This window comes from Corynebacterium incognita (assembly GCF_014217255.1).
GTDB lineage: Bacteria > Actinomycetota > Actinomycetes > Mycobacteriales > Mycobacteriaceae > Corynebacterium > Corynebacterium incognitum.
Genome location: NZ_CP059404.1, coordinates 1,910,642 through 1,931,585 on the forward strand (window position 1 = coordinate 1,910,642; position 20,944 = coordinate 1,931,585).

Annotated in this window: 19 protein-coding genes, 1 tRNA gene and 2 pseudogenes; 10 read left to right on the forward strand and 12 right to left on the reverse strand. The window is 61.5% G+C overall.

Features of this window, described 5'->3' with window-relative positions:
- Window positions 1–50: 50 nt before the first annotated feature.
- Window positions 51–908, reverse strand: a complete 858-nt coding sequence (locus H0194_RS08890) for an ImmA/IrrE family metallo-endopeptidase (RefSeq protein ID WP_246388877.1) — start codon at window positions 906–908, stop codon at window positions 51–53.
- A 1,049-nt stretch (window positions 909–1,957) separates the two neighbouring features.
- On the opposite strand from H0194_RS08890, the gene H0194_RS08895 reads away from it, so the two are divergent.
- Window positions 1,958–2,767, forward strand: coding sequence for a hypothetical protein (locus H0194_RS08895; RefSeq protein WP_185175543.1), 810 nt, complete (start codon window positions 1,958–1,960; stop codon window positions 2,765–2,767).
- Between the two features lie 161 nt (window positions 2,768–2,928).
- Here the strand turns inward: H0194_RS08895 and H0194_RS11200 are convergent.
- Window positions 2,929–3,117, reverse strand: a pseudogene (locus H0194_RS11200) (integrase core domain-containing protein); the annotation flags it as partial.
- A 12-nt stretch (window positions 3,118–3,129) separates the two neighbouring features.
- On the opposite strand from H0194_RS11200, the gene H0194_RS08905 reads away from it, so the two are divergent.
- The gene (locus H0194_RS08905; RefSeq protein ID WP_185175544.1) at window positions 3,130–3,831 is read left to right on the forward strand and encodes an AAA family ATPase; all 702 of its coding nucleotides are present in this window, start codon (window positions 3,130–3,132) and stop codon (window positions 3,829–3,831) included.
- Between the two features lie 236 nt (window positions 3,832–4,067).
- On the opposite strand, the gene H0194_RS08910 is transcribed toward H0194_RS08905, so the two are convergent.
- A complete protein-coding gene (locus H0194_RS08910) occupies window positions 4,068–5,015 on the reverse strand; it encodes an NAD(P)/FAD-dependent oxidoreductase (RefSeq protein ID WP_185175545.1) in 948 nt (315 codons plus the stop codon).
- Between the two features lie 111 nt (window positions 5,016–5,126).
- Between H0194_RS08910 and H0194_RS11205 the strand changes: the two are divergent.
- The 4 genes and pseudogenes from H0194_RS11205 to H0194_RS08925 all read left to right on the forward strand — a co-directional run.
- Window positions 5,127–5,396 (forward strand): annotated as a pseudogene (locus H0194_RS11205) (MarR family winged helix-turn-helix transcriptional regulator); the annotation flags it as partial.
- A 21-nt stretch (window positions 5,397–5,417) separates the two neighbouring features.
- On the forward strand, window positions 5,418–5,567 hold the full coding sequence (locus H0194_RS11010; RefSeq protein ID WP_246388879.1) for a hypothetical protein: 150 nt from the start codon (window positions 5,418–5,420) through the stop codon (window positions 5,565–5,567).
- 269 nt (window positions 5,568–5,836) lie between these two features.
- Window positions 5,837–6,268: an AAA family ATPase gene (locus H0194_RS11210; RefSeq protein WP_185175547.1), complete on the forward strand. Its 432-nt coding sequence runs from the start codon at window positions 5,837–5,839 to the stop codon at window positions 6,266–6,268.
- Window positions 6,269–6,283: 15 nt separating this feature from the next.
- Window positions 6,284–6,961 carry a COG1361 family protein gene (locus H0194_RS08925; protein WP_185175548.1) on the forward strand — a complete coding sequence of 226 codons (678 nt, stop codon included), beginning with the start codon at window positions 6,284–6,286 and terminating at the stop codon, window positions 6,959–6,961.
- 327 nt (window positions 6,962–7,288) lie between these two features.
- Here H0194_RS08925 and H0194_RS08930 read toward each other — a convergent pair whose 3' ends face one another.
- From H0194_RS08930 to H0194_RS08945, 4 genes are all read right to left on the reverse strand, one after another.
- Window positions 7,289–7,771, reverse strand: coding sequence for a DUF6036 family nucleotidyltransferase (locus tag H0194_RS08930; protein WP_185175549.1), 483 nt, complete (start codon window positions 7,769–7,771; stop codon window positions 7,289–7,291).
- Between the two features lie 2 nt (window positions 7,772–7,773).
- The gene (locus tag H0194_RS08935) at window positions 7,774–8,142 is read right to left on the reverse strand and encodes a hypothetical protein (protein ID WP_185175550.1); all 369 of its coding nucleotides are present in this window, start codon (window positions 8,140–8,142) and stop codon (window positions 7,774–7,776) included.
- Window positions 8,143–8,294: 152 nt separating this feature from the next.
- Entirely contained in the window at window positions 8,295–9,527 is a 1,233-nt protein-coding gene (locus H0194_RS08940; protein WP_185175551.1) for an NAD(P)/FAD-dependent oxidoreductase, read from the reverse strand.
- 239 nt (window positions 9,528–9,766) lie between these two features.
- Window positions 9,767–9,839, reverse strand: a tRNA-Arg gene (locus tag H0194_RS08945).
- A gap of 91 nt (window positions 9,840–9,930) precedes the next feature.
- Between H0194_RS08945 and H0194_RS08950 the strand changes: the two genes are divergently transcribed.
- The gene (locus H0194_RS08950) at window positions 9,931–10,215 is read left to right on the forward strand and encodes a cg0963 family protein (protein WP_185175552.1); all 285 of its coding nucleotides are present in this window, start codon (window positions 9,931–9,933) and stop codon (window positions 10,213–10,215) included.
- Here the strand turns inward: H0194_RS08950 and H0194_RS08955 are convergent, their stop codons facing one another.
- From H0194_RS08955 to H0194_RS08970, 4 genes are read right to left on the reverse strand one after another with little or no spacing between them, the layout of a single operon-like run.
- Window positions 10,216–10,557 carry a glutaredoxin domain-containing protein gene (locus H0194_RS08955; RefSeq protein WP_185175553.1) on the reverse strand — a complete coding sequence of 114 codons (342 nt, stop codon included), beginning with the start codon at window positions 10,555–10,557 and terminating at the stop codon, window positions 10,216–10,218. It abuts the gene before it with no gap.
- Complete coding sequence (locus tag H0194_RS08960) at window positions 10,558–11,094, reverse strand: dihydrofolate reductase (RefSeq protein WP_185175554.1); 537 nt, start codon at window positions 11,092–11,094, stop codon at window positions 10,558–10,560. It lies immediately after the preceding gene.
- A gap of 26 nt (window positions 11,095–11,120) precedes the next feature.
- Window positions 11,121–11,939: a thymidylate synthase gene (locus H0194_RS08965; protein ID WP_185175555.1), complete on the reverse strand. Its 819-nt coding sequence runs from the start codon at window positions 11,937–11,939 to the stop codon at window positions 11,121–11,123.
- Window positions 11,940–11,949: 10 nt separating this feature from the next.
- Window positions 11,950–12,708, reverse strand: coding sequence for a 3'(2'),5'-bisphosphate nucleotidase CysQ (locus H0194_RS08970; protein ID WP_185175556.1), 759 nt, complete (start codon window positions 12,706–12,708; stop codon window positions 11,950–11,952).
- 34 nt (window positions 12,709–12,742) lie between these two features.
- Here H0194_RS08970 and H0194_RS08975 point away from each other — a divergent pair, with 34 nt between their 5' ends.
- The 3 genes from H0194_RS08975 (at window position 12,743) to H0194_RS08985 (ending at window position 20,216) form a co-directional block, all read left to right on the forward strand.
- Window positions 12,743–17,770, forward strand: a complete 5,028-nt coding sequence (locus H0194_RS08975) for an ATP-dependent helicase (RefSeq protein WP_185175557.1) — start codon at window positions 12,743–12,745, stop codon at window positions 17,768–17,770.
- 133 nt (window positions 17,771–17,903) lie between these two features.
- The gene (locus H0194_RS08980; RefSeq protein ID WP_185175558.1) at window positions 17,904–19,118 is read left to right on the forward strand and encodes an alpha-hydroxy acid oxidase; all 1,215 of its coding nucleotides are present in this window, start codon (window positions 17,904–17,906) and stop codon (window positions 19,116–19,118) included.
- 273 nt (window positions 19,119–19,391) lie between these two features.
- Complete coding sequence (locus H0194_RS08985) at window positions 19,392–20,216, forward strand: Fpg/Nei family DNA glycosylase (RefSeq protein WP_185176972.1); 825 nt, start codon at window positions 19,392–19,394, stop codon at window positions 20,214–20,216.
- Here the strand turns inward: H0194_RS08985 and H0194_RS08990 are convergent.
- The gene (locus H0194_RS08990; protein ID WP_185175559.1) at window positions 20,213–20,926 is read right to left on the reverse strand and encodes a DedA family protein; all 714 of its coding nucleotides are present in this window, start codon (window positions 20,924–20,926) and stop codon (window positions 20,213–20,215) included. The two genes, H0194_RS08985 and H0194_RS08990, sit on opposite strands and share 4 nt — an antisense overlap.
- Window positions 20,927–20,944: the final 18 nt, after the last annotated feature.

The following is a 20,944-nucleotide window of genomic DNA, read 5'->3' on the forward strand; positions in this document are numbered from 1 at the left end:
ATGGAGCTGGTGAGCTGGCAATAACCCCGTGTGGCGAGGAGACGTTTGCTTTAAGTGGCAAGTGCTTTGTGAAGTGCGGAGCTGCTCCGGTACCCGGTAAACTGGACGGCATCGGTGTAGGACAAAGAGCCGGCTGCATAGGCGGCGGAAATACAATCCAGGAAGTTTCCTCCAAGCCGTTCACGGGCCGCGTTGTACGAGTGGATCATCTGCGTGGAGGATGTGGGGAACTGTTCGGTGCGGTTAGGGTTCTCCGACTCGGCGAGGAAGCTAGCCGCGAAGGCATTGCACCAATGCTCCGTCTCGTTACGTTCCTCCGCGGAGCAGACGCCCGGCTTGCGCAGAACTACGTGGCCTAATTCGTGTGCGAGGGCGAAGGTGTTGGCAGCGTCAGTATCTGCGGTGTTGATGAAGATGAGCGCGAAGTCTTCTTCGATGAGGGTGAATCCCCGGAATTCATTTCGGTCCAAACGAGCGTGGGTGTTAAGCCCGACCATGGAGCTCTTCTGGACGAGGAGACCTTGGTCTTCGAGGAGCTCAGCGACAGCGTTGATGCGTTTACGGCGCTTGAGGGAAGCAGTCGGGTCCCATCCCACTTTGAGGCGGAGGTTTTCTGCCGCCGCGACTGCGGAGCGAGAAAGCGAAGCGGAACCGATAAGTTCGGGGTGGTCGTACCCGTACTCGTTGGCGTAGTCCACGTACCAATCGAGGCTGTGCTGGCACTCGTAAATCTTTTGCTCAAGCTCCTTGCTTGGCGTGGAAAGCGGCGCGCTTGTATCAGTGCGGAAGTCGGGGAGCTTCGGCGTTGTGTCGACCGGGGCGGGAAGTAGAAGGTAGCCGAATGGAAGCCCTGCCACCTTGGCGAGTTTCTGGGCTTGCTTGAAAGTCGGCTGTTCTTTCCCGTTCATCCAGAGTTTAAGTCGAGAAAAGTCGGGATTGGAGGCGAGTTCGCTTTCGGATAGTCCGGTACGTTCAATAGCCCAGCGTAGGACCTCAGGCGCGATGGGCACCCTTCCAATGGTGCTCACATCCGGTCTCCTTCCGTGGCGTGCAGCGACTACCCGAAACGGCTTTCAAAGATGAGTGTAGCTAGCGCTCAGACATTGAGAGCGAGGCTGGCGGTTAATGGGAGAGCGACAGGAAAGATTGTGCGAAGCCGGATACCTGTGCTCCGAAACTTAGCCGTTTCATTCGCTATCAGTGCACCAGGGCGCGTTGCTGATAGTCCTTAGCTAGAGCCATTGCGATAAGAAGTGATTAGCATTTAGGCGACGTTGTTCGATGTCGTTGTATTCCGGACTCATTTCGAGTAGACCGTTTACCGAGCCTTGGAGCGCGAATGATTCTAGTTTAAACGAATGTGGATAGGGGGTACGATAGCGGACTCGCTAAACGGCGGCTGCGACGATCTTAGCGATGATGGTGTTGGGAGGTGCCGCGTAATGGGCCTAAACAACACATTCTGTCGTTTAGGCCGGTTTGACGTGGTATAAGATAGAATATAATAGAATATACCGACGTTACGGAGTAAGCAACGCTTACCGATTTGATTATCAGGTCGGTAAGCGTCCCCACCTTCTCGACTTGTATCTACCATAATCAGGATTGGCACCTACATGACGGGCAACTATTCCGATGCCGCACCACCCTATGGAACCCCGAGTGAAAAATCACTTTATGAGGCATGGGACAGGCATGAGTTCTGCTACCCGTTATTGGAAAAAATGATCGGGAGTATTGAGGGAATCGTTACTATTTTTGACTTAGGTTGTGGGAGCGATGAGATGCTTAAACGCTTATCTCAACTGGGCAAAGGCGCAGATCATCATCGGACACGCTCAATTTCTCCAGCGAATGGATTTCAGTGCGATGAGCGCGAAGTCCTACAACGAAAGGTTAAGACTGCTGAGAGGTTATTAACCGAATCATGCACTCGTGTGGTGACTAGGAGCGCTAGATGAAGATCGCTTTCAGAGTTCTTCTGTTGGTTGCACTGGTACTTGAAGTGTTAGTCATTCTTTTATCGAATACGGTTTCAGGTTTCCACAGTTTATGGTTTTTGACGCCGGTTCCTTTTATTGGATTGGCGCTTTTTCTACTCTTTTTAGGAATATGGCGCGATTATCGCCGTAATGATAAGTCGTGGGCAGCTTCTCTGTCCGCTACTTCCAAGAGATTTGGCGTGCCTAAAAAAGCATTAGCCTTGCTCGTTTCAGAGATCGGTTCCCTTACTTCCGCTCTGGGCATATTTAGACCTTCTAAATTGAAAATGGGAGAATACACCGTACACAAAAATCTTCGAACTATAGTTTTTCTAATTCTGGGCCTTTGCGCAGTAGAGATTACTGTCGTACACCTAGCCGTTCCTAGTGCTCTCTGGCGATATATTTTACTAATTGCAAGTATTTACGCAGCGTTCCTTCTAACGGGATTTTTCGTTTCTATCCGAGAAAATCCCCACGTCATAACCCCCGAAGGAATTTTACTGCGCCACGGGAAGAGGCTCACTTGCGAGATACCATGGGCACATCTGGGAGAAGTTAAAACCACGAGGGCAGGCCAGGGGGGAGATATTGAGGTCGATGAAAGTGGTTATCTGAGAATCCCGGTTCTGAGCGAAGTTAATGTCAAACTAGAGCTAGAGCACCAAGTAATAGTAGAAGATCTTCATAAGGGTTTTACCGAAGTTTCGGCCGTTGAATGTTACTGCGACGACAAAGAATCCTTCCTGAAGGACATCGCTAAGCAGCGTCCGCCTTCAGAATGATATGCTTTGGGGTCAAGTCCTGGCTAGTGACCTTTCGATCTGAGGTTAGACTCCCACTCGGGTGTGATTGCGATCGTGGCTCATTCGCTGTTTTCCTTGCCGTTCGTGAAGTTTGAGTCTGCCTCGAACGCATACGAACTGAAGTGCCCCGGGTTTTGTTCCTAGGCATGTGCCTTGATTTCCATTATGTCCTGAGCTGAGCTTTTGCTCCAAAATTCTGATTCAACCTCCGCCGGCGTGCGGTAGTCGAGGGACTGGTGGAGCCGTGATTTATTCCACCAATTCACCCATTCAAACGTCGCAATTTCCACCTCGACAACGTCCGCCCACCTCCGAGTTTGAATGAGTTCATTCTTAACCGAATGCGGATTGTAGCTACTATGATGGAAAACTACGGGGGCTTAGGGGGATACGGGGGCCTCGACGCCTGGGCGCCACGCAGTGAATCGGACCTGGCCATCTACGCGACGGCCCATCGGGCCCGGACCATCTTCTACACCCCTGAGGTCCAACCGAAGTTCCGCGCGTTGATCAAGGACATCGAGTTCTACCGAAAACGTCTCGACATCTGCATTGAAGAACACCTCATCAACACCGGGAAGGTCAGCAAAATAAACCCGAGGACTCCCCGGGCCACGGAGTTGATCATCATCGACGAGGCAGAACGATTGCCTCCCACTGCCCTGGAGATGCTGCGCGACATCCATGATCGTGACGGTGTGGCGATCATGTTCATCGGCATGCCCGGCATTGACCAGCGCTTCCGGCACTACCCCCAGCTGTTCAGTCGGCTGGGGTTCTCGCATCGCTACCGTGCCCTAGGCAAAGACGAACTGCTGTTCGTGCTCAATCGTCACTACAAGCGCCTGGGTAGAGAACTTGGCCCGGAGGATTTCACGGATGCGCAAGCCATCGCCACGATCGATCGGCTGACCCGTGGCAACTTCCGCGTGGTGGAGCGATTGTTCCCGCAGATCAAGCGGGTGTTGAAGATCAACGAGTTGGAGACCATCACCGACGATGTCATCGAGGCTGCTGCCAGCACCCTGGTCCTTGGACACTGACCAGGACATGCCGCAGCCACCACGGCATGCCCAGGGGCATCGATCCACTCGAGATGACGGTAGCTGATGCCGTGGCGCAAGGGCCCCTCCATGCAGGTCGAGGTGGATTGTCGCGCAATGTACGTCATCCCACCAGGCAGCGCTACGATCTTCCAGCTAACAGATCCCGCCCAAGGAAGACGCTGTTGAAAGCCACAGTGAGTGGCCGGACCAGGAATGCCCTCGATCCACGGTTGTCAGGCCAGGCCGAGCAGGGTGTCGTTGATGTTGATAGCCGCAGTTGCACCGGCTGCTGCGGCATTAACGATCTGATCTGGTGATGAAATGACGTTTCCAGCTGCCCAGATACCCGGCACGCTCGTGCGCCCGTGTTGATCCACTTGAATCCAGTCGTCGCCATCGACAGCACATCCAGCTCCGCGAAGTAGCAGGTCGTTTGGCTTAAAGATAGGGCCGACGAAAACCGCTCCGGATCCCTTGGAGTCTCCATTGTCCAATGTCACCGTGCATCCGCCCTCCTCGTTGTCCGCTACGTGATGAACGGATTGTTCGAGAACATCGATGCCGCGCTGACGCAGATCGGACCACTCCGTCTCGGTGAGGTCCATTCCACAGGTGACCAGTGATACTGTACTAACCCAGTGGCGCAACAACTTGGCCTGCTTCAGGACGAAGCGCTTATTGTCGCCCCCGAGCACAACAACTTCTTGTGCGGGGTCAAGTTGCGCCCCGTGGCAGTAGCTGCAGTGATGGACTGTGCGTCCCCACCCCTCGGCGACGCCGGGAATGCTGGGAAGAATATCTGTGATGCCGGTCGCGACAAGGACGGCTCGCGGCCGCACTACGTGGGAACCGGTCGTCAGTGTCAATGAGCCGATGCTGGGGGTCCGCTCCGATACGTCAATCGACTGCACGGTCCCGGAGACTATCTGCCCGCCGTAGGACTCAACTTCGCCTCGTCCACTTTCCAGCAGCTGCTGTGGTGACATCCCGTCCCTGGTGAGATATCCGTGTGAGTGCTCAGCAAAACGGTTCCGAGGCAGACCGCCGTCAATGATGAGCACCCGACGTCGGGCCCGGGCCAGCGTGAGCCCAGCACTTAGGCCAGCTGCGCCTGCACCGATGATGACAACCTCGGGTTCGATGTCTTGCATTGATTCCTCCGTTGGTAGTGTGATGGACATACACACGATCGTATACTAGTTAACGATAAGGCGATGAGTATGACCCCTGGATGCCGCGGCGAAGTCATCAAACGATGGTTGAGCAAGAATCCCGATCTGGACGACCGGACAATGTCCGTCGTGGGCTGCTTCAAACTGATCCACGAGGCTCTGGAGCGCGCTTCAGAAAGGGCTTGTGAACAGCAAGAGTTAAGTCCCGCTGAGCTGGAAGTTCTCGTCCCTCTACGTCACAGTAACGAGCAAGTGACCGGGGCAAAGCTCGCTCGCGATTTGGGAATGACACGAGCCGGGGTGGCTAAGCATCTCAAGCGTCTCGAGCAACGGGAGCTACTGCAGCGATCTTCCATTCCGGGTGATCGGCGATCCGCATCAGTAGCTCTCACGCCCCGAGGGGAGCACGCTGTGGATCAGACCTTTGGTTTGGAGCTCGCCGAACATGCTCGTCTACTCCGTCCGGTTTTCGGCGATACTGAACTCTACGATGCCGTGGTGAAGATTGCCGGTCTGATTGCTGAGTCCGCTGAAGCAGGTCTAGACGAGGGTGCCCAATAGTGGGGATTCGACGCCAGCCTGATCAGGCAGCCGCGTGGCTGAAACTGGACGTTACTGCCGATTGACGACTCTGGGGTGCCAATCAGGGGTCGTCGGGGTCCCGCAACCCTGCCTGCGGGATGACATGTAGCGATCCAGAATACGAGCCATATAGCGAACAAGCTCACACCGACACCGAGGACGCGAGCAGGGTCTGGCCTACCCCACTCGGGATAATGTCACTAAGATCGAGGGTCACACATTGAAAATTCACCCCAGAAAAGGCAAACATGCTTCTAACGGTAGCCAACCTCAAAGGTGGCTCCGGCAGAACTACCACATCACTGATGCTGGCACAGGTGGCCAGTGAGCATGGAACGAGGGTCCGGGTGGTAGATGCCGACCCTCTAGGTACCGCCGCAACAACCGCCAAATACGCGACCACGGAGGGTGACCCGCTACCGTTCCCCGTAGACTACGTTCCGATCTACGAGGCGCATGCTGAGAAGTACCCGCTAATCGACCGAATTCTGAACTCCTCTAGCCAACACGATTTGACGATTATTGACGCACCGTCGCACAGCCCCGCGACCACTCGAATTCTCTCTATCGTCTCAGATTTCCCGAACACAGGAAGTGGGTACGATAATCTCGGTTTGTCGCGCACAGGGGGGGGGCAGACATCCCCACTGTTCATAGCACAGCAAGTGATAGTGAAATAAAGATACGATTGATGAATGGAACATTTCTTAGACTTTGCGGGCTGGTGGACAGCCGAAAGGACTAACGTCTTAATCAACGCAACCATCGCTCTAATCGCCCTCGTTTCCCTCCTCGTAGCACGGCGTTCGTTACGTCTAAATAGGCAGATCAGCATTAACGCCAATCGTCCAATGATGATGGCTGAAATCTTGATGCCAGATTACGCAAAAGAAACTTTACGTCTGATGGTTTCTAATCGAGGAAAGTCTGTAGCAAAGAACGTGAAGGTTAGTTTTGATCCGGATCTACCAAACACGACAAGACAGAATGAAGCCACTGCTGGAGGTTCCCATTACTCTCCAATAAGACGCGTCAAATCGATTTTTAGCAACACAGTCTTTTCCACTTGGGTTCCAGGCCATCAAGTAGACGTTGCATATTGGCTGCAACCTGAAGGAAAGCTCTTGGATGGCGATTCAATCTCGGACTCTGCAGAGGGCGTGCCCGGAATTATGTTCGCCCTATTGGAGTACGATGACGAGCTGAACAATCACTACTCAGAACGTTTTGAGCTGAATGTTCGCAGCGTAATCGGCTCGGATTTTCGGACCAATAGCATTACGACCAATGGCAAGCTGAACTTTGAGAAACAGCTTTCCAGGGACATACAAGAAAACAATCGCATGCTTGGGAGGATTTCCCGGAAACTCTGAAAACCTTGCACGTTCTGACACATTAAAATACGCCTCCCTGCCGAAGGAACAAAACTTGAGCTTCAACGCGTTCAGCGCCAGTTACTGCTCATCGAAATTTGAAACAAACGCTTTTATATTTGAATGGAGCAAGGCAACTGACTAGGCCAAGGTTCATTTCCTATGGGGAGGGCGAAGAGTACGCCTTCGAACAGCTCCAAGGCCAAGCCCCGGCTGCCTCCAACCAACACCTCAAATGGCTTGAGAACACGACGAGGAACATTGCAGAAAGTTATTCAGAAATTCGAAACATGCACATAGGTCTCCTTAGGGATAGCTCGACGGCGTCTATAGAATCGAAGCTAACCGACTTCGGTTTCCCGATTCAATCAGGGCGCTGATCACTCTCTTATCCTTGTCGGCAAGTCTCATTAATTTCGCGACAGCGGCGTCGTGCATGCTGAGAATTTTGACCGAGAAGTCTTCGTCATTCTTTCTTCTAACGCGGTAAGTATGCAGATGTTCTTTCCAGTCTGACGGAAGAATTGCAGTCCCTGGTTCTACAAACTCAAGATGGAAGCCGTTATAGCGATGAAATTCACTCAGTTCTCCAAGGTGAAAATCTGCCGCGTTCAACCGGTTAGCGATTTCTTGAGATCCTCTCCCCGGAATGTAAGTCGCATCGATTTCTCGTGACGTTACGACGTCTTCGGGGAGATCTTCCTCTGAAATGCTCGCGTGAAACGCTTGCGAGCCCATGACAACAAATTCGCCGCTACCCGTAAAGAAGTAGATTGCGGCTAAGCATTTATCGAAATCGGCGCGACGCAAGGCTAACCCACATTCAGCATTTCGGGAGTGACCAGCCGGTACGGTGGTTTGAGGGCTTGGCCTTCTTCGGGGGTGAGCAGGAGCATCAGTAGTGGGCTGATGGAGCGGTAGCGGTCGCCTTCGTCGGTGGCGGGGAGGAGGCGTTGCTTGAGGCCGGTGATGTCGTCGTTGTTGATGAGGTGCTTGAGCTCGGCGGCGTAGCCTTCCCAGCCAGGGCCGGTGGAGTGGGTGAGTGCGCGATCGATGTAGAAGCTGGTATCGGGGATATGTGCCAGCGAGATGCGTTCGCGCGTGATTTTGTCAAAGAGGTAGGTGTAGGCGGAGATCTGCCGCTGGGAGCGGGAGCGCGCCGGGTCGATCAGCTCAGACATAGAAAGCGCGCTCCTCTCGCAGATCGTCGGTCATTGTCACCCCGATTCTATCAGTGCATATGTGATGAAATCCAGGGTGCGCTGGATGAACGCGTGGCAGGTGAACGATAGTGGGAGGAGCGCGCTCGGCCTTAGGCCTGGGGTGTGTGCGGCTAGCGCAGCGGGTCGAAAGGCTTGATCACGTCATCGACCACGCCGGTGGCAATTTGCTTGGCCAGCATCTTGCCGGAGACCGGGCCGAGGACGATGCCCCACATGCCGTGGCCGCCGCAGGTGTAGACGTTCGGCGCCTTGGTCGCGCCGATGAGAGGTAGGCCGTCCGGGGTGACCGGGCGGGACCCCACCCAGCGGTCGTCAATGCTGTCCCAATCCACACCGCTGAACAGCGGCTTCGTCACGTTGATGATGGACTCCACGCGCGCCGGCTGGAAAGCCTCATCCGGGCCGCGGAATTCCATGGTGCCGGCAATCTGGAAGCGCCCCTTGGACGGCACCGGCGTACATGCCACGCGGGTGTGCGGCAGGTACACGGAGTGGGTGGCGGGCTGGTCGGTCTCCACGGTGAAGGAATAGCCGCGGCCGGCCTGCACGATGGTCTTCACGCCGAGTTTCTTGGTGAGGTTGGGCATCCACGCGCCGGTGGCGATGACCACGACGTCGGTAGGCAGCCATTCGCCGGTGGCGAGCTTGATCGCCGGCTTGTTAGTGGAGACAACGTCCACGACCTCAACGCCGGTGGTGATGGTGCCGCCGCGCTTGTCGACGTCCTCTGCCAACTTCTCGCAGAACAGCGCCGGCTCGATGTAGCGCTGGCCCTCCATCGTGTAGAGGGACTGGACCTTCTCCGAGAGCATTGGCGCGAGCTTCAGCGCCTCCTCGCGGGTGACCTGCTGGAGAGGAATGTCCTGACCGTGGCGGATGGCGCCCTCGACCTCGTCCAGGAAGCCCTTGGCCTGCTTGTCCTCCTCGAAGCCGACGACGAACGGCCCGGAGTGGGTGACGGCGTCGACACCGCCGTCGATAAGCTCGTCGAAGGCCGCGAGCGCAGCCTTGTCCGCGGGCGTCAGCGCGGCCATGGTCTTGTCCCAGGAACGTTGGTTGGCGCGCGCCATGAACTGCGCGACGAACGCCCACAATTTCGGATCGAGGCGCGGCGGGACGGCCATGGCGGCGTCCTTGTCCAACAGTGCGGTGGGGCCGTACGCCCACAGGCCCGCGTTGGACAGCGGGATGGTCTTGCCGGGGGCCAACCAGCCGGCGTTGCCCCACGAGGACCCGGCGGCGACGCCGATGCGATCCACGACGGTGACTTCATAGCCGTATTCCTGCAGGTACCAAGCGGAAGACAGGCCAGTCATTCCCGCGCCGACCACGATAGCTTTCAAGGGTCCACTCCTCACGATTCAATAGCGTATGTGCAGTCCAAGTGATCTGTGCTTCTGAGCATCTTAGGGTGTGATCTGCAGCACGGCAGTGGAATGTGGGGAAAGAGGGAGATGCGGGGGGTGGCGCTCGGTTGGTGTCGAAGGGCGCGCGAGCGACCAAAAAGTTGCTGGAGGCGTGATTTTGACGGTCCCGACAGGGATGGGGTCGGAGCAGGAACTTTTTGGTGGCCACAGAAAAGTGCCCCAGAGAGGAATCGAACCTCCGACACCGGCTTTAGGAGAGCCGTGCTCTATCCACTGAGCTACTGGGGCATAACGCACTTAGGTTACCGCACGGGGGTGGAGCGGTGTGAAATGGCACCAGACTCCGGCGGCGGGGTGAGAGGTGGGATAGTTTCGAGCCATGACTCATTCAGATAAGAACTACTCCTTCATTGACGTCCAGCGCCGCGAGATCTTCACCGAGATTGTGGCCAAGGACGGGGTGGAGACCTTGGCGGTGGAGAAGAACGTGCCGGGCGGGTCGTCGAAGCGCATTCTGCTGCTGAACAAGTATGACGCGCAGAAGCTGAAAGAGGCGCTGGAGTTCTACCTCAACACCATTTACTCCAAGGAGCTGGCGGGCATGAACGCCACGCTGTCGCCGAAGGACATGGCTGAACTCTTCGGCGAGGACGACGAGTTTTAATTATTCTTCGCCGGTGAGCTCGCGAAGCTTGGCGCGTACCGCGGAGGCTTCCGGGTTGGTGGCGTGTGTGCCGTCGGAGTACAGCACGGTGGGTACGATGCGGTTGCCGTCGTTGACGGACTCGATCCACTCGTTGGCCGCGGCGATGGCGTCCTCGTCGAACTCCGCGGGGTTGTCGGGGTTGGCGGCGTCATCGACGTCGATCAGCGTGTACGGGGTCTCCGTGCGGTCCAGGCGCTTGCGCAGGTTGGCGCAGTAGGGGCACCACGTGGCGTAGAAGATCGTGACGTGGTCCGTGGTCTGCGGGGCGGTGGGCTGCGCGTTGTTTGTGGCGTCAGTCATTTAGGCTGCGTCCTTTCGCTGGTAGGTCAAGAATCGGTACTTCATGGGCAGGTCGCTGGGCGGCTGGCCGGGGATGGTGAGCCGGCCCTTCGTGGAGGTCTGCCAGTCGGAATCGTGCGTGAGCCCGAAGGTGGTGGGGACGGACGGGGCGTGCACGGCGTCGTCGCCGTAGACGTCGCCGACGTTGACGCCCATGAGCGTCATTTCAATGATGTCCACCTCGTCGATGGTGGCGGCGTAGAGCTGGCCGCCGCCCATGATCCAGCCGTCCGGCGCCTGGTCCACGGTGCGGATGACATGCGCGCCACGGGACCATTCGCCAGGGGCGTGGGAGGACAGCACGTAATTGGCGCGGCCGGGCAGCGGGCGGAACTTCACCGGCAGGGACTCCCACGTGTTGCGACCCATGATGACCGGGGCATCCATCGTCACGTCCTTGAAGTGAGCGAGGTCCTCCGGCACATGCCAGGGCATGACGGCGCCGTCGCCGATGATGCCGTCGAGCGACTGGGCCCAGATAGCGCCGCGGTATCCCATGGGTGTCCTCCTCGCAGTGGGCCGGGCTAGACCGCCACCGGCGCCTTGATGGTCGGGTGCGGGTCGTAGCCGACGACCTCGAAATCGTCGAAGGTGTAGTCAAAGATGCTCGGTGCCTTGTTAAGCTTCAGCTGCGGGTAGGGCCGCGCCTCGCGCGTGAGCTGCTCCTTGACCTGCTCGACGTGGTTGTCATAGATATGGCAGTCGCCGCCCGTCCACACGAGCTCGCCGACCTCCAGGCCCGCCTGCTGTGCGAACATGTGGGTCAGCGCGGCATAGGAGGCGATGTTAAACGGCACGCCCAAGAACATGTCCGCGCTGCGCTGGTACACCTGCAGCGAGAGCTTGCCGTCGGCCACGTACAGCTGGAAGAGCAGGTGGCAGGGCATGAGCGCCATGTTGTCCAGCTCCGAGACGTTCCACGCGGAGACCAGATTGCGGCGGGAATTCGGGTTGGACTTCAACGTGTCCAGAGCCTGCTGGATCTGGTCAATATGCTGGCCATCCGGGGTGGGCCAGGAACGCCACTGCACGCCGTAGACCGGGCCGAGTTCGTTATTCTCGTCTGCCCACTCGTTCCAGATGCGAACCTTGTTTTCCTGCAGCCAGGTGATGTTGGACTCGCCCTTGAGGAACCACAGGAGCTCGCCGATGACACCGTGGAAGTAGACCTTCTTCGTGGTCAGCAGCGGGAACGACTCGGAGAGGTCGTAGCGCAGCTGGCGACCGAAGAGGCTGCGGGTGCCAGTGCCCGTGCGGTCACCTTTGCGGGCGCCGTTGTGCAGGACGTCGGCAAGCAAATCCTCGTAGGGCGTAGCAATGGGGGTGCGGGTGGGCTCGGTCATGGGCTACAGCCTAGTACTTGCCGTTGTCGCTGAGGAACTGCGCAGCGTGAGCCAGCACCTCGTCCTTGATCTCCGGGCGGCAGATAAGCAGGTCCGGCATGTAGGTGTCCTCGTTGTTAAAACGCGGTGGGGAGCCGTCCAAGCGGGAGCAATGCAGCCCGGCCGCCTGCGCCACACCCACGGGCGCGGCCTGGTCCCACTCGTACTGACCGCCGGCGTGAATATAACCGTCAAAATCACCCAACAAAACGTGCATGGACTTCGCCCCCGCGGAGCCGATGCCAACGTTGTCGTAGCCCATCTGTTCCGCGATGTGCCCAGCCACCTGCGGCGGGCGGTTGTGGGAGACCACAAAACGCTTGGCTAGCGGGCCGGTGACCGCGCGGGCTTCGGAGGACTTGAAGGTCTGGCCCAGGTCCGGCAGGCCGACGGCCGCGTGCGCGACCTCGCCGTTGATGACGAGCGCGATATGCACCGCCCAGTCCTGGCGACCGGTGGCGAATTCTTTGGTACCGTCCAGCGGGTCCACGATCCATACGCGGTCCTTGTTGAGGCGGTCCAGGTTGTCCGCGGCCTCCTCGGACAAGAAGCCATCGTCGGGGCGGTGTTCCTTGAGCACGCGAGCGATCCAGTTCTGCGCCAGCTCATCACCGGCTTCGCCCAGGTGCTGGCCGCGCAGCAGGCCCCCGGCGCGTACGCCTTTGAGGATCTGCCCGCAACCTTGGGCGATGTGGTTAGTCAAGCGAGAATCACTAAGATGAGCGGTCATAGCTGTAAGCGTACCGCCAATGGGAAGGATGGGCATGGCTACTGATGCCGCGGGGGCCAACGGTGGCGGAGACGTGTTGGATCGCTTCCGCCCCCAGGTAGCCGCGTGGTTTCGGGAAGTGTTCTCCGCGCCGACCCCGGTACAGCGTGGCGCCTGGTCGGCGATTGCGGACGGCTCGAACGCCTTGGTGGTGGCGCCCACAGGTTCCGGTAAGACCCTCGCGGCGTTTTTGTGGGCACTCAATAACCTCACCGTGCGCGCCGGGCAGGCGGCGTTGCCGATGGAGCTTGACGACGCCGCGGGTGCCGGCGGCGCGAGCGATGGCGTGCGGGTGCTGTATATCTCCCCGCTCAAGGCGCTGGGGGTGGACGTGGAGCGCAATCTGCGGGTGCCGCTCACGGGCATCGCGCGGGTGGCGCAGCGGATGGGCGTGGAGGAACCGGACATCACCATCGGCGTGCGGTCCGGAGATACCCCACAGTCCGAGCGCAACCGGCAGGTGCGCCGCCCACCGGATGTGCTGATTACGACGCCGGAGTCGGCGTATCTCATGCTTACGTCCAAGGCGGCGGGCATCCTGGAGACGGTGGATACCGTCATCATCGACGAGATTCACGCGCTGGCCGGCACCAAGCGCGGCGTGCACCTGGCGCTGACGCTGGAGCGCCTGGAGGCGCTGACCGGCGGTTTCCAACGCGTGGGCCTGTCGGCGACGGTGCGCCCGCTCGAGGCGGTGGCCAACTTCCTGGGCGGCGGTCGCCCGGTGGAGATTATCGCCCCGCCCGCAGAGAAGCAGTGGGCGCTCGACGTCCACGTGCCCGTTGACGACATGTCGGATTTGCCCACGCCGGAGGTCGGCTCCACCATCGGCGAGCTCACTGTGGACGACCCGCTGGGGATCGCCTCACCGGTGAACGATGCTGCGCCTATCGCAGAAGATTCCGCGCTGCCGGCGGCGAAATCCATCTGGCCCTTCATTGAAGAAGAGCTCTACCGGGAAGTGATGGCGCACCGTTCCACGTTGGTGTTCGTTAACTCCCGGCGCACCGCAGAGCGGGTGACCAGCCGGCTCAACGAGCTCTACGCCCACGAACACGACCCGGAGGCTCTCTCCGCGGCCAGCCGTCGCGACCCGGCGCAGCTGATGAAGCAGACCGACACCGTCGGTCAAGCCCCGGCGCTTATCGCCCGCGCGCACCACGGCTCGGTCTCCAAGGACGAGCGGGCCCTGACGGAGGACATGCTCAAGGCAGGGGAGCTGCGCGCGGTGGTGGCCACGTCCTCACTGGAGCTCGGCATCGACATGGGCGCGGTGGACCTGGTGGTCCAGGTGGAATCTCCGCCGTCGGTGGCGTCTGGATTGCAGCGCGTGGGCCGCGCCGGGCACACCGTAGGTGCGGTGTCGCAGGGCTCGTTTTACCCGAAGCACCGCGCGGACCTCGTGCAGTCCGCGCTGACCGTCTCCCGTATGCGCGCCGGTCTCATCGAGCGGCTGCACACCCCGGAGAACCCGCTGGACGTCTTGGCCCAGCAGACCGTGGCCGCGGTGGCCGCCGCCGCGCACCGCAGTTCCGGCGCGCACCCCGGCAGCATCACCGCCGACGAGTGGTACGAGCAGGTCCGCCGCGCCTGGCCGTACCGGAACCTGTCCCGCGATGTCTTTGACTCGGTCATTGACTTGGTCAGCGGCACGTACCCGTCCACGGACTTCGCGGAGCTGCGCCCGCGCGTGGTCTATGACCGCATGAGCGGCGAGCTCACCGCGCGGCCGGGAGCACAGCGCGTGGCCGTGACCTCCGGCGGCACCATCCCGGACCGCGGTATGTTCGGCGTGTTCCTCGCCGGTACTGAGGTTTCCGGCGTCGGCGGCTCCAAGGCTCCGCGCCGCGTCGGCGAGCTGGACGAGGAAATGGTCTACGAGTCCCGCGTGGGTGACGTATTCACCCTGGGCGCGTCGAGTTGGCGTATCGAGGACATCACTCGCGACCAGGTCATCGTCACGCCTGCGCCCGGGCACACCGGCCGCCTGCCGTTCTGGAACGGCGACCAGGCCGGGCGGCCCTTCGAACTGGGCAAGGCCCTGGGGGCCTTCCGGCGCGATCTCCTGGCCGCTGACGCCGCAGTGGGTGCGGAGCACGGGGGCGTCGACAAGCTCTTGCCCGATCTGGACGAGCGGGCGCGCGCCAACACCCTGGCCTACCTGCGCGAGCAACAGGAAGCCACCGGCGTGGTCCCGGACGAGACCACGCTGGTGCTCGAGCGTTTCCGCGACGAGCTGGGGGACTGGCGCGTTATTCTGCACACGCCCTTCGGCCGCGGGGTCAACGCCGCGTGGGCGTTGGCGGTGGGCAAGCGCGTGGCGGAGGAGACCGGCATGGACCCGCAGGCGGTGGCGGGCGACGACGGCATTGTGCTGCGCCTGCCTGAGGCCGACACGGAGCCCTCCGGCGCGCTGTTTGTCTTTGACCCGGACGATATCGCCGCCGAGGTCACCGACCAGGTAGGCAGCTCCGCGCTGTTCGCCTCTCGGTTTCGGGAATGCGCCGCCCGCGCCTTGCTGCTGCCGCGACGCAACCCCGGCAAGCGTGCACCGCTGTGGCAGCAGCGCCAGCGCGCCGAGCAGCTACTCGACGTCGCGCGCAAATACCCGACGTTCCCCATCATCTTGGAGACCGTGCGCGAGTGCCTGCAGGACGTCTACGACCTGCCCGCGCTGACCGAAGTGATGGAGGACCTGCAGCACCGCCGCGTACGCGTGGTGGAGGTGACCACGGACCAACCCTCGCCGTTCGCGTCCACGCTGCTGTTTAACTACACCGGCGCGTTCATGTACGAAGGCGATACACCGCTGGCGGAAAAGCGCGCCGCCGCGCTCGCGTTGGACCCGGCGCTGCTGGCCAAATTGCTGGGCACGGTGGAGCTGCGCGAGCTCCTGGACGCCGACATCATCGACGAGGTCCACGCCCAGCTGCAACGCATCTCCGACGGGCGCCGCGCCCGCAACGCTGAGGAACTCGCGGATCTGCTTCGGGTGCTAGGCCCCGTGCCTGTCGCCGACCTGGACCTGCACACGGACGTCCCCGGCCTGGATCCGCGCCCGCTTCTCGACGCCGGCCGGGCCATGCGCGTACGCATCGCCGGGCGCGAACATTTGGCCCAAACCCTGGACGCGCCGCTGCTACGCGACGGCCTTGGCATCCCCGTCCCTCCCGGAGTGGCGGCGCAGGTAGCCACGGTCAACGACGCTGTGGAGCAGCTGCTCTCTCGCTGGGCGCGTACTCGCGGCCCCTTCGTGCTGCGCGACGCCGCGGAGGCCTTCGGCCTGTCGGTATCGGTGACGCACTCGGTCCTCTCCGGTCTCATTGAGCGCGGCGAGGTGATTGAGGGCCGTTTCCGCCAGGGCGTCGACGAGCAGGAATACTGCGCGGCGGACGTCCTCAAAATTATTCGCTCCCGCTCGCTGGCGGCCGCCCGCGCGGCCACGCAGCCGGTATCCCAGACCGCGTTCGCACGTTTTATCCCGGACTGGCAGCAGGTGGCGGGCCTGAGGCAGCGCCCACAGCTGCGCGGCGCCGATGGCGTGTTCGCGGTGCTGGAACAGCTGGCCGGGGTGCGGCTGCCGGTCAGCGCCTGGGAATCGCTGGTCCTGCCCGCGCGCGTGGCGGGTTATGACCCGCTGATGCTGGACGAGCTCACCTCCGGCGGTGAGGTGCTCATCAAGGGTGCGGGCACCGCGGGCGCTGCGGATCCGTGGGTGATGTTGCTGCCCACGGACTACGCCGAGCAGCTCGCACCGGTCGGTGAGGATCCCTTTGCTGACCGCTCCACACTCCAGCTGAGCCCTCTCCAGGAATCCATCCTGGAAGTGCTTGGCCGCGGCGGCGGCTTCCTGTTCAACGACCTCATGCACGAGGTGCGCGGGGCCGGCGATGAGTTGGGACTCACCGTGGGCCAGTCCTCCCCGGAGCAGCTCCGCGACGCCCTGTGGGACCTGGTGGATGCGGGCCTGGTGGCCCCGGATTCCTTCGCGCCGCTGCGCGCCCGCCTGTCGATGGGCACGGGCGGCCGTGGCGGTGCCGGCCGCGGGGGCGCGGCGCACAAGGCCAAGCGCCGTCCGACCCGCTCTCGCCTGCGCATGGGACGCACGTCCTTCGCGCAGACCCAACGGGCGCAGCAGACCCCGCCGGACATGACTGGGCGCTGGGCGCTGGCGGTCCGCGGCGATGGCGGCAACGCGACGGCCCGTTCGGTAGCGCACGGCGAGGCCTGGCTGGACCGCTATGGCGTGGTCACGCGCGGCAGCGTGCAGGCTGAGGACGTTATCGGCGGTTTTGCTATGGCGTACAAGGTGCTCTCCGGCTTTGAGGAATCCGGCAAGGCCCTGCGTGGCTACGTGGTGGAAGGGCTGGGCGCGGCACAGTTTTCCACGCCCGCGCTCATTGACCGGCTGCGCGGGATGGACGACTCCGTGGACGCCGGTGGCTGGCCGTCGGGAAGCACAGAACCCGCGGTCTATCTCTTGGCCGCCGCCGATCCCGCCAACGCCTACGGCGCCGCCCTGCCGTGGCCGGAGCGCGACGGCGCGAACACCGGCAGGAACACCGGCGGCCTTTCCCGGGGCGCGGGCGCGGTGGTGGTACTCGTCGACGGCGTGCTGGTCGCGCACCTCACCCGCGGCGGGCGGACGCTGACCACGTTCGCCGACGCCGCGCCGTCCGGCATCGAGCGCACCGAGAGCGCCGGCTACATCGTGGACGCCCTGCGTGAGGCAGTGGCGTCGCGCAGGATGGCGCCGTTCGTCATTGAAAAGGTCAACGGCGAGGCCATCTTTGAATCCCCGTGGGCAGACCTGCTGCGCGGGGCTGGGGCGGGGATTACCCCGCGCGGGGTGCGCATCTCCGGCCAGGCACCGGCCCCACGGCGTCCCGCCGGGCGGGGGAGCACCAGCTACGCGTCGCCGGGCGGCCGCTCAGTGGCCGAGGCCCTGGAGGACCTGAGCTTCGACGACGAGCCGTTCGAACCACCGCGGAATCCTGGCGGCGGGTTCCGCCCGCGGCGCTAGCGAAACAGGCCGCCGGAGGCGACACTCACGCGACGTTCTCAGTGAATTAAATACCCATTTTGCAAAATTTTCAGCCATGGAAGAGTAGTCTGGCGGGCAGCTTAGTAGGACAACAGTGCAAGGAAGGACGCCGATGAAACGCCAGCTGCCCCAGGTCGGAGAACTCAAGAATCTACTCCGCTTTGACCCGCCCACCCTGGATCGGCGCGCGGCTCGGCTGTCCAAAGCCACCGACGTCACCGACCTTCGCAAGATGGCCAAGCGGCGCACCCCCAAGCCCGCCTTCGACTACGTGGATGGCGCCGCCATGCGCGAGGCGACCCACGACGAGACCCGCGCCGCCTTCCGCGACATGCGGTTTGTGCCGAATATCCTGCGGGGCGCGGACAACGTCTCCTTGGGCGCCACGATCGCGGGCGGCGAGTCCGCGCTGCCATTTGGCATTGCCCCGACTGGCTTCACCCGCTTTATGCACGCTGAAGGTGAGGACGCCGGCGCGGCGGCCGCGGCCGCCGCGGGGGTTCCCTTCGGCTTGTCCACGATGGGAACCCGTTCCATCGAGGAGGTCGCCGCGGCCAACGGAAATGGTCGGCGCTGGTTCCAGCTGTACATGTGGAAAGAACGCGAGCGGAACCTCGATATTATGCAGCGCGCGGCCGCCGCGGGCTTCGACACCCTATTGGTCACCGTGGACACCCCGGTGGCTGGCAAGCGCCTGCGCGACGAGCGCAACGGCATGCGCATCCCGCCGCGGCTGACCGCGGGCACCATCGTGGACGCCGCATGGCGCCCAGAGTGGTGGTTCAACTTCCTCACCACGGAGCCGGTGACCTTCGCATCCCTGACCTCCACCACGGGCACACTTCGGCACCTGATCAATGACATGTTTGACCCTGGCCTGAACTTCGAGGACCTGAAGTGGATTCGTTCGCAGTGGGAGGGCCCGCTCTTCGTCAAGGGTGTGGTGACTCCGGAAGACGCGCGCAAGGTGCTCGATCTGGGCGCGGACGGCATCGAGGTCTCCAGCCACGGCGGCCGCCAGTTGGACCAAATGATTAACCCGCTGCGGGCGTTAGAAAACATCCGCGCGGAGGTGGGCGACGACGTGGAGATCATCTACGACTCCGGTGTGCTCTCTGGCGCAGACGTCGCCACCGCTTTGGCGCTGGGCGCGGACTTCGTGCTGGTCGGCCGCGCCTACCTTTACGGACTCATGGCCGGTGGCCGCGAGGGTGTGGACAAGGTCATTGAATTGCTCACGGCGGAGCTCACCAACACCATGCAGTTGCTCGGTGTCGAGCGCCCCAGCGAGATTTCGCGCGACCACGTGATGACCCCCTGGGATTAGGTGTAGCGATACGTCGGTGACGAGTGTGGGGGATCACGTAAAGGGGGTCAGGGTATACCCTGATCTTTCCCTTATTTGCAGTTCATAGGCCACTTTTGGGAGCTTATTGGCGTGATAGGCGGGAAGATGGAGATGTGCGAAGAAGTGCATACACACGACGCGAAGGCGGCGTCGTTCGCAGACCGCGTCATCTTCCTCGCGGACGGCCGCCTCGTCCGCGCGCACCCGACCCCTGGAGGCTATCGCGGGATAGCCCCTGGCACAATAAGTGCCATGCCCGAGGGAGATTCCGTCCTGCAGCTGGCCAACAAGCTGCAGTTCATGGTGGGCAGGGAGGTTACGCACACCTCCCTGCGCGTGCCGCGTTATGCCACCGTACGCTTCGACGGCGCCACTGCCCAGCGCGTGTGGCCTTATGGCAAACACCTGTTCATGCAGTTCGATGAGCATATCCTGCACACCCACCTCAAGATGGAAGGTACGTGGTCCATCCACTACGCGGGCGATACATGGCGCAAGCCCGGCTTTACTGCGCGGGTGGTGCTGCAGCTCGCGGCGACGCCGCGCGACATCGAACTCGTGGGTCACGAGCTCGGCATGGTCGAGGCCTACCCGGCGGACTATTACCACGAACGTATCGCGCACCTGGGCCCGGATATCTTGGCTGCGGACTGGGAGGACGTCGGCCGCGAGGAGGCGCTGCGCCGGATTCTTGCGCGGCCGTCGCGAAGCATTGGCGCGGCGCTGCTGGATCAGAAGAACCTCGCGGGCATCGGCAATGAATACCGCGCCGAGGCGTGTTTTATCGCGGGGCTGCACCCGGCGTCGCCAGTCGCCGCGGTGGGGGAGCGCGGCGTGGAACGCGTGGTGGACGTCGCACGGAAGATTATGTGGGCGAACCGTTTCTCGCCCGTCCGCGTGACCACGGGTGTGCGCCGCGCCGGGGAGACCGGCTACGTCTTTGGGCGCAACAACCAGCGGTGTCGGCGCTGCGGGACGCTCATCGTCAAGGGCACCCTCGGCGGCGTGGACGCCGGGGGTGACGAAGGCGAGCTCGAGCGCATCATCTGGTGGTGCCCGCGTTGCCAGCCACGCTAGCTTTCTTCGGCCTCGCGTTCTTTACGACGCCCGCGTGCCTCGTACTGGCGCAGGATCTGTTCCTCGGCCTCCAGATCGCGGTCTGGGTCGTCGCCGGTCTTGCGCATGCGCAGGTAGCGACGGACCAGGTAGACCAAGATGGCCACCAAGATGAGAGCGATGATCGCGTAGACCACCGTGGAGTAGCTATCGATGACGTCGGCGACCTTGGTGTAGGCGTCGCCCAGCCAATACCCCAGCGCGATGAGCACCGCGTTCCAGATGAAGGAACCCACGGTGGTCCAGGCGATGAACTTGGGCAACGGCATGCGGTCAATGCCCGCTGGGATGGAAATCAGCGAACGGATGCCGGGGATGAAGCGGCCGAAGAAGACCGAAGCGCTGCCGTACTTATCAAAGGCAACGAGGGACTTGGTGACGTCGTCGCCCTCCACCAGCCACATCCGCTCAGCAATGTTGTAGAGGCGGCGGGCGCCAATCGCCGCGCCGATCCAGTACAGGATGAGCGCGCCGACGACAGCGCCGATGGTTGACCAGATCAGCGCGGCGATGAAGTTCATCTCACCGCTGGCCACAGTGAAACCGGCGAGCGGGAGCACCACCTCGGAGGGAATTGGCGGGAACAGGTTCTCTAGAAGGATGGCCACGCCCACGCCTGGAGCGCCGAGCACGCTCATCAAGTTCACTACCCAGTCAATGATGTGTTGCATAGTCGCCCATTTTACGCA

Bases quoted from the DNA above. Each gene is read 5' to 3' on its own strand.
- H0194_RS08890 (WP_246388877.1), bottom strand. From the start codon at position 908: ATGAACGGGAAAGAACAGCCGACTTTCAAGCAAGCCCAGAAACTCGCC.
- H0194_RS08895 (WP_185175543.1), top strand. From the start codon at position 1,958: ATGAAGATCGCTTTCAGAGTTCTTCTGTTGGTTGCACTGGTACTTGAA.
- H0194_RS08905 (WP_185175544.1), top strand. From the start codon at position 3,130: ATGCGGATTGTAGCTACTATGATGGAAAACTACGGGGGCTTAGGGGGA.
- H0194_RS08910 (WP_185175545.1), bottom strand. From the start codon at position 5,015: ATGTCCATCACACTACCAACGGAGGAATCAATGCAAGACATCGAACCC.
- H0194_RS11210 (WP_185175547.1), top strand. From the start codon at position 5,837: ATGCTTCTAACGGTAGCCAACCTCAAAGGTGGCTCCGGCAGAACTACC.
- H0194_RS08925 (WP_185175548.1), top strand. From the start codon at position 6,284: ATGGAACATTTCTTAGACTTTGCGGGCTGGTGGACAGCCGAAAGGACT.
- H0194_RS08935 (WP_185175550.1), bottom strand. From the start codon at position 8,142: ATGTCTGAGCTGATCGACCCGGCGCGCTCCCGCTCCCAGCGGCAGATC.
- H0194_RS08950 (WP_185175552.1), top strand. From the start codon at position 9,931: ATGACTCATTCAGATAAGAACTACTCCTTCATTGACGTCCAGCGCCGC.
- H0194_RS08955 (WP_185175553.1), bottom strand. From the start codon at position 10,557: ATGACTGACGCCACAAACAACGCGCAGCCCACCGCCCCGCAGACCACG.
- H0194_RS08960 (WP_185175554.1), bottom strand. From the start codon at position 11,094: ATGGGATACCGCGGCGCTATCTGGGCCCAGTCGCTCGACGGCATCATC.
- H0194_RS08965 (WP_185175555.1), bottom strand. From the start codon at position 11,939: ATGACCGAGCCCACCCGCACCCCCATTGCTACGCCCTACGAGGATTTG.
- H0194_RS08970 (WP_185175556.1), bottom strand. From the start codon at position 12,708: ATGACCGCTCATCTTAGTGATTCTCGCTTGACTAACCACATCGCCCAA.
- H0194_RS08975 (WP_185175557.1), top strand. From the start codon at position 12,743: ATGGCTACTGATGCCGCGGGGGCCAACGGTGGCGGAGACGTGTTGGAT.
- H0194_RS08980 (WP_185175558.1), top strand. From the start codon at position 17,904: ATGAAACGCCAGCTGCCCCAGGTCGGAGAACTCAAGAATCTACTCCGC.
- H0194_RS08985 (WP_185176972.1), top strand. From the start codon at position 19,392: ATGCCCGAGGGAGATTCCGTCCTGCAGCTGGCCAACAAGCTGCAGTTC.
- H0194_RS08990 (WP_185175559.1), bottom strand. From the start codon at position 20,926: ATGCAACACATCATTGACTGGGTAGTGAACTTGATGAGCGTGCTCGGC.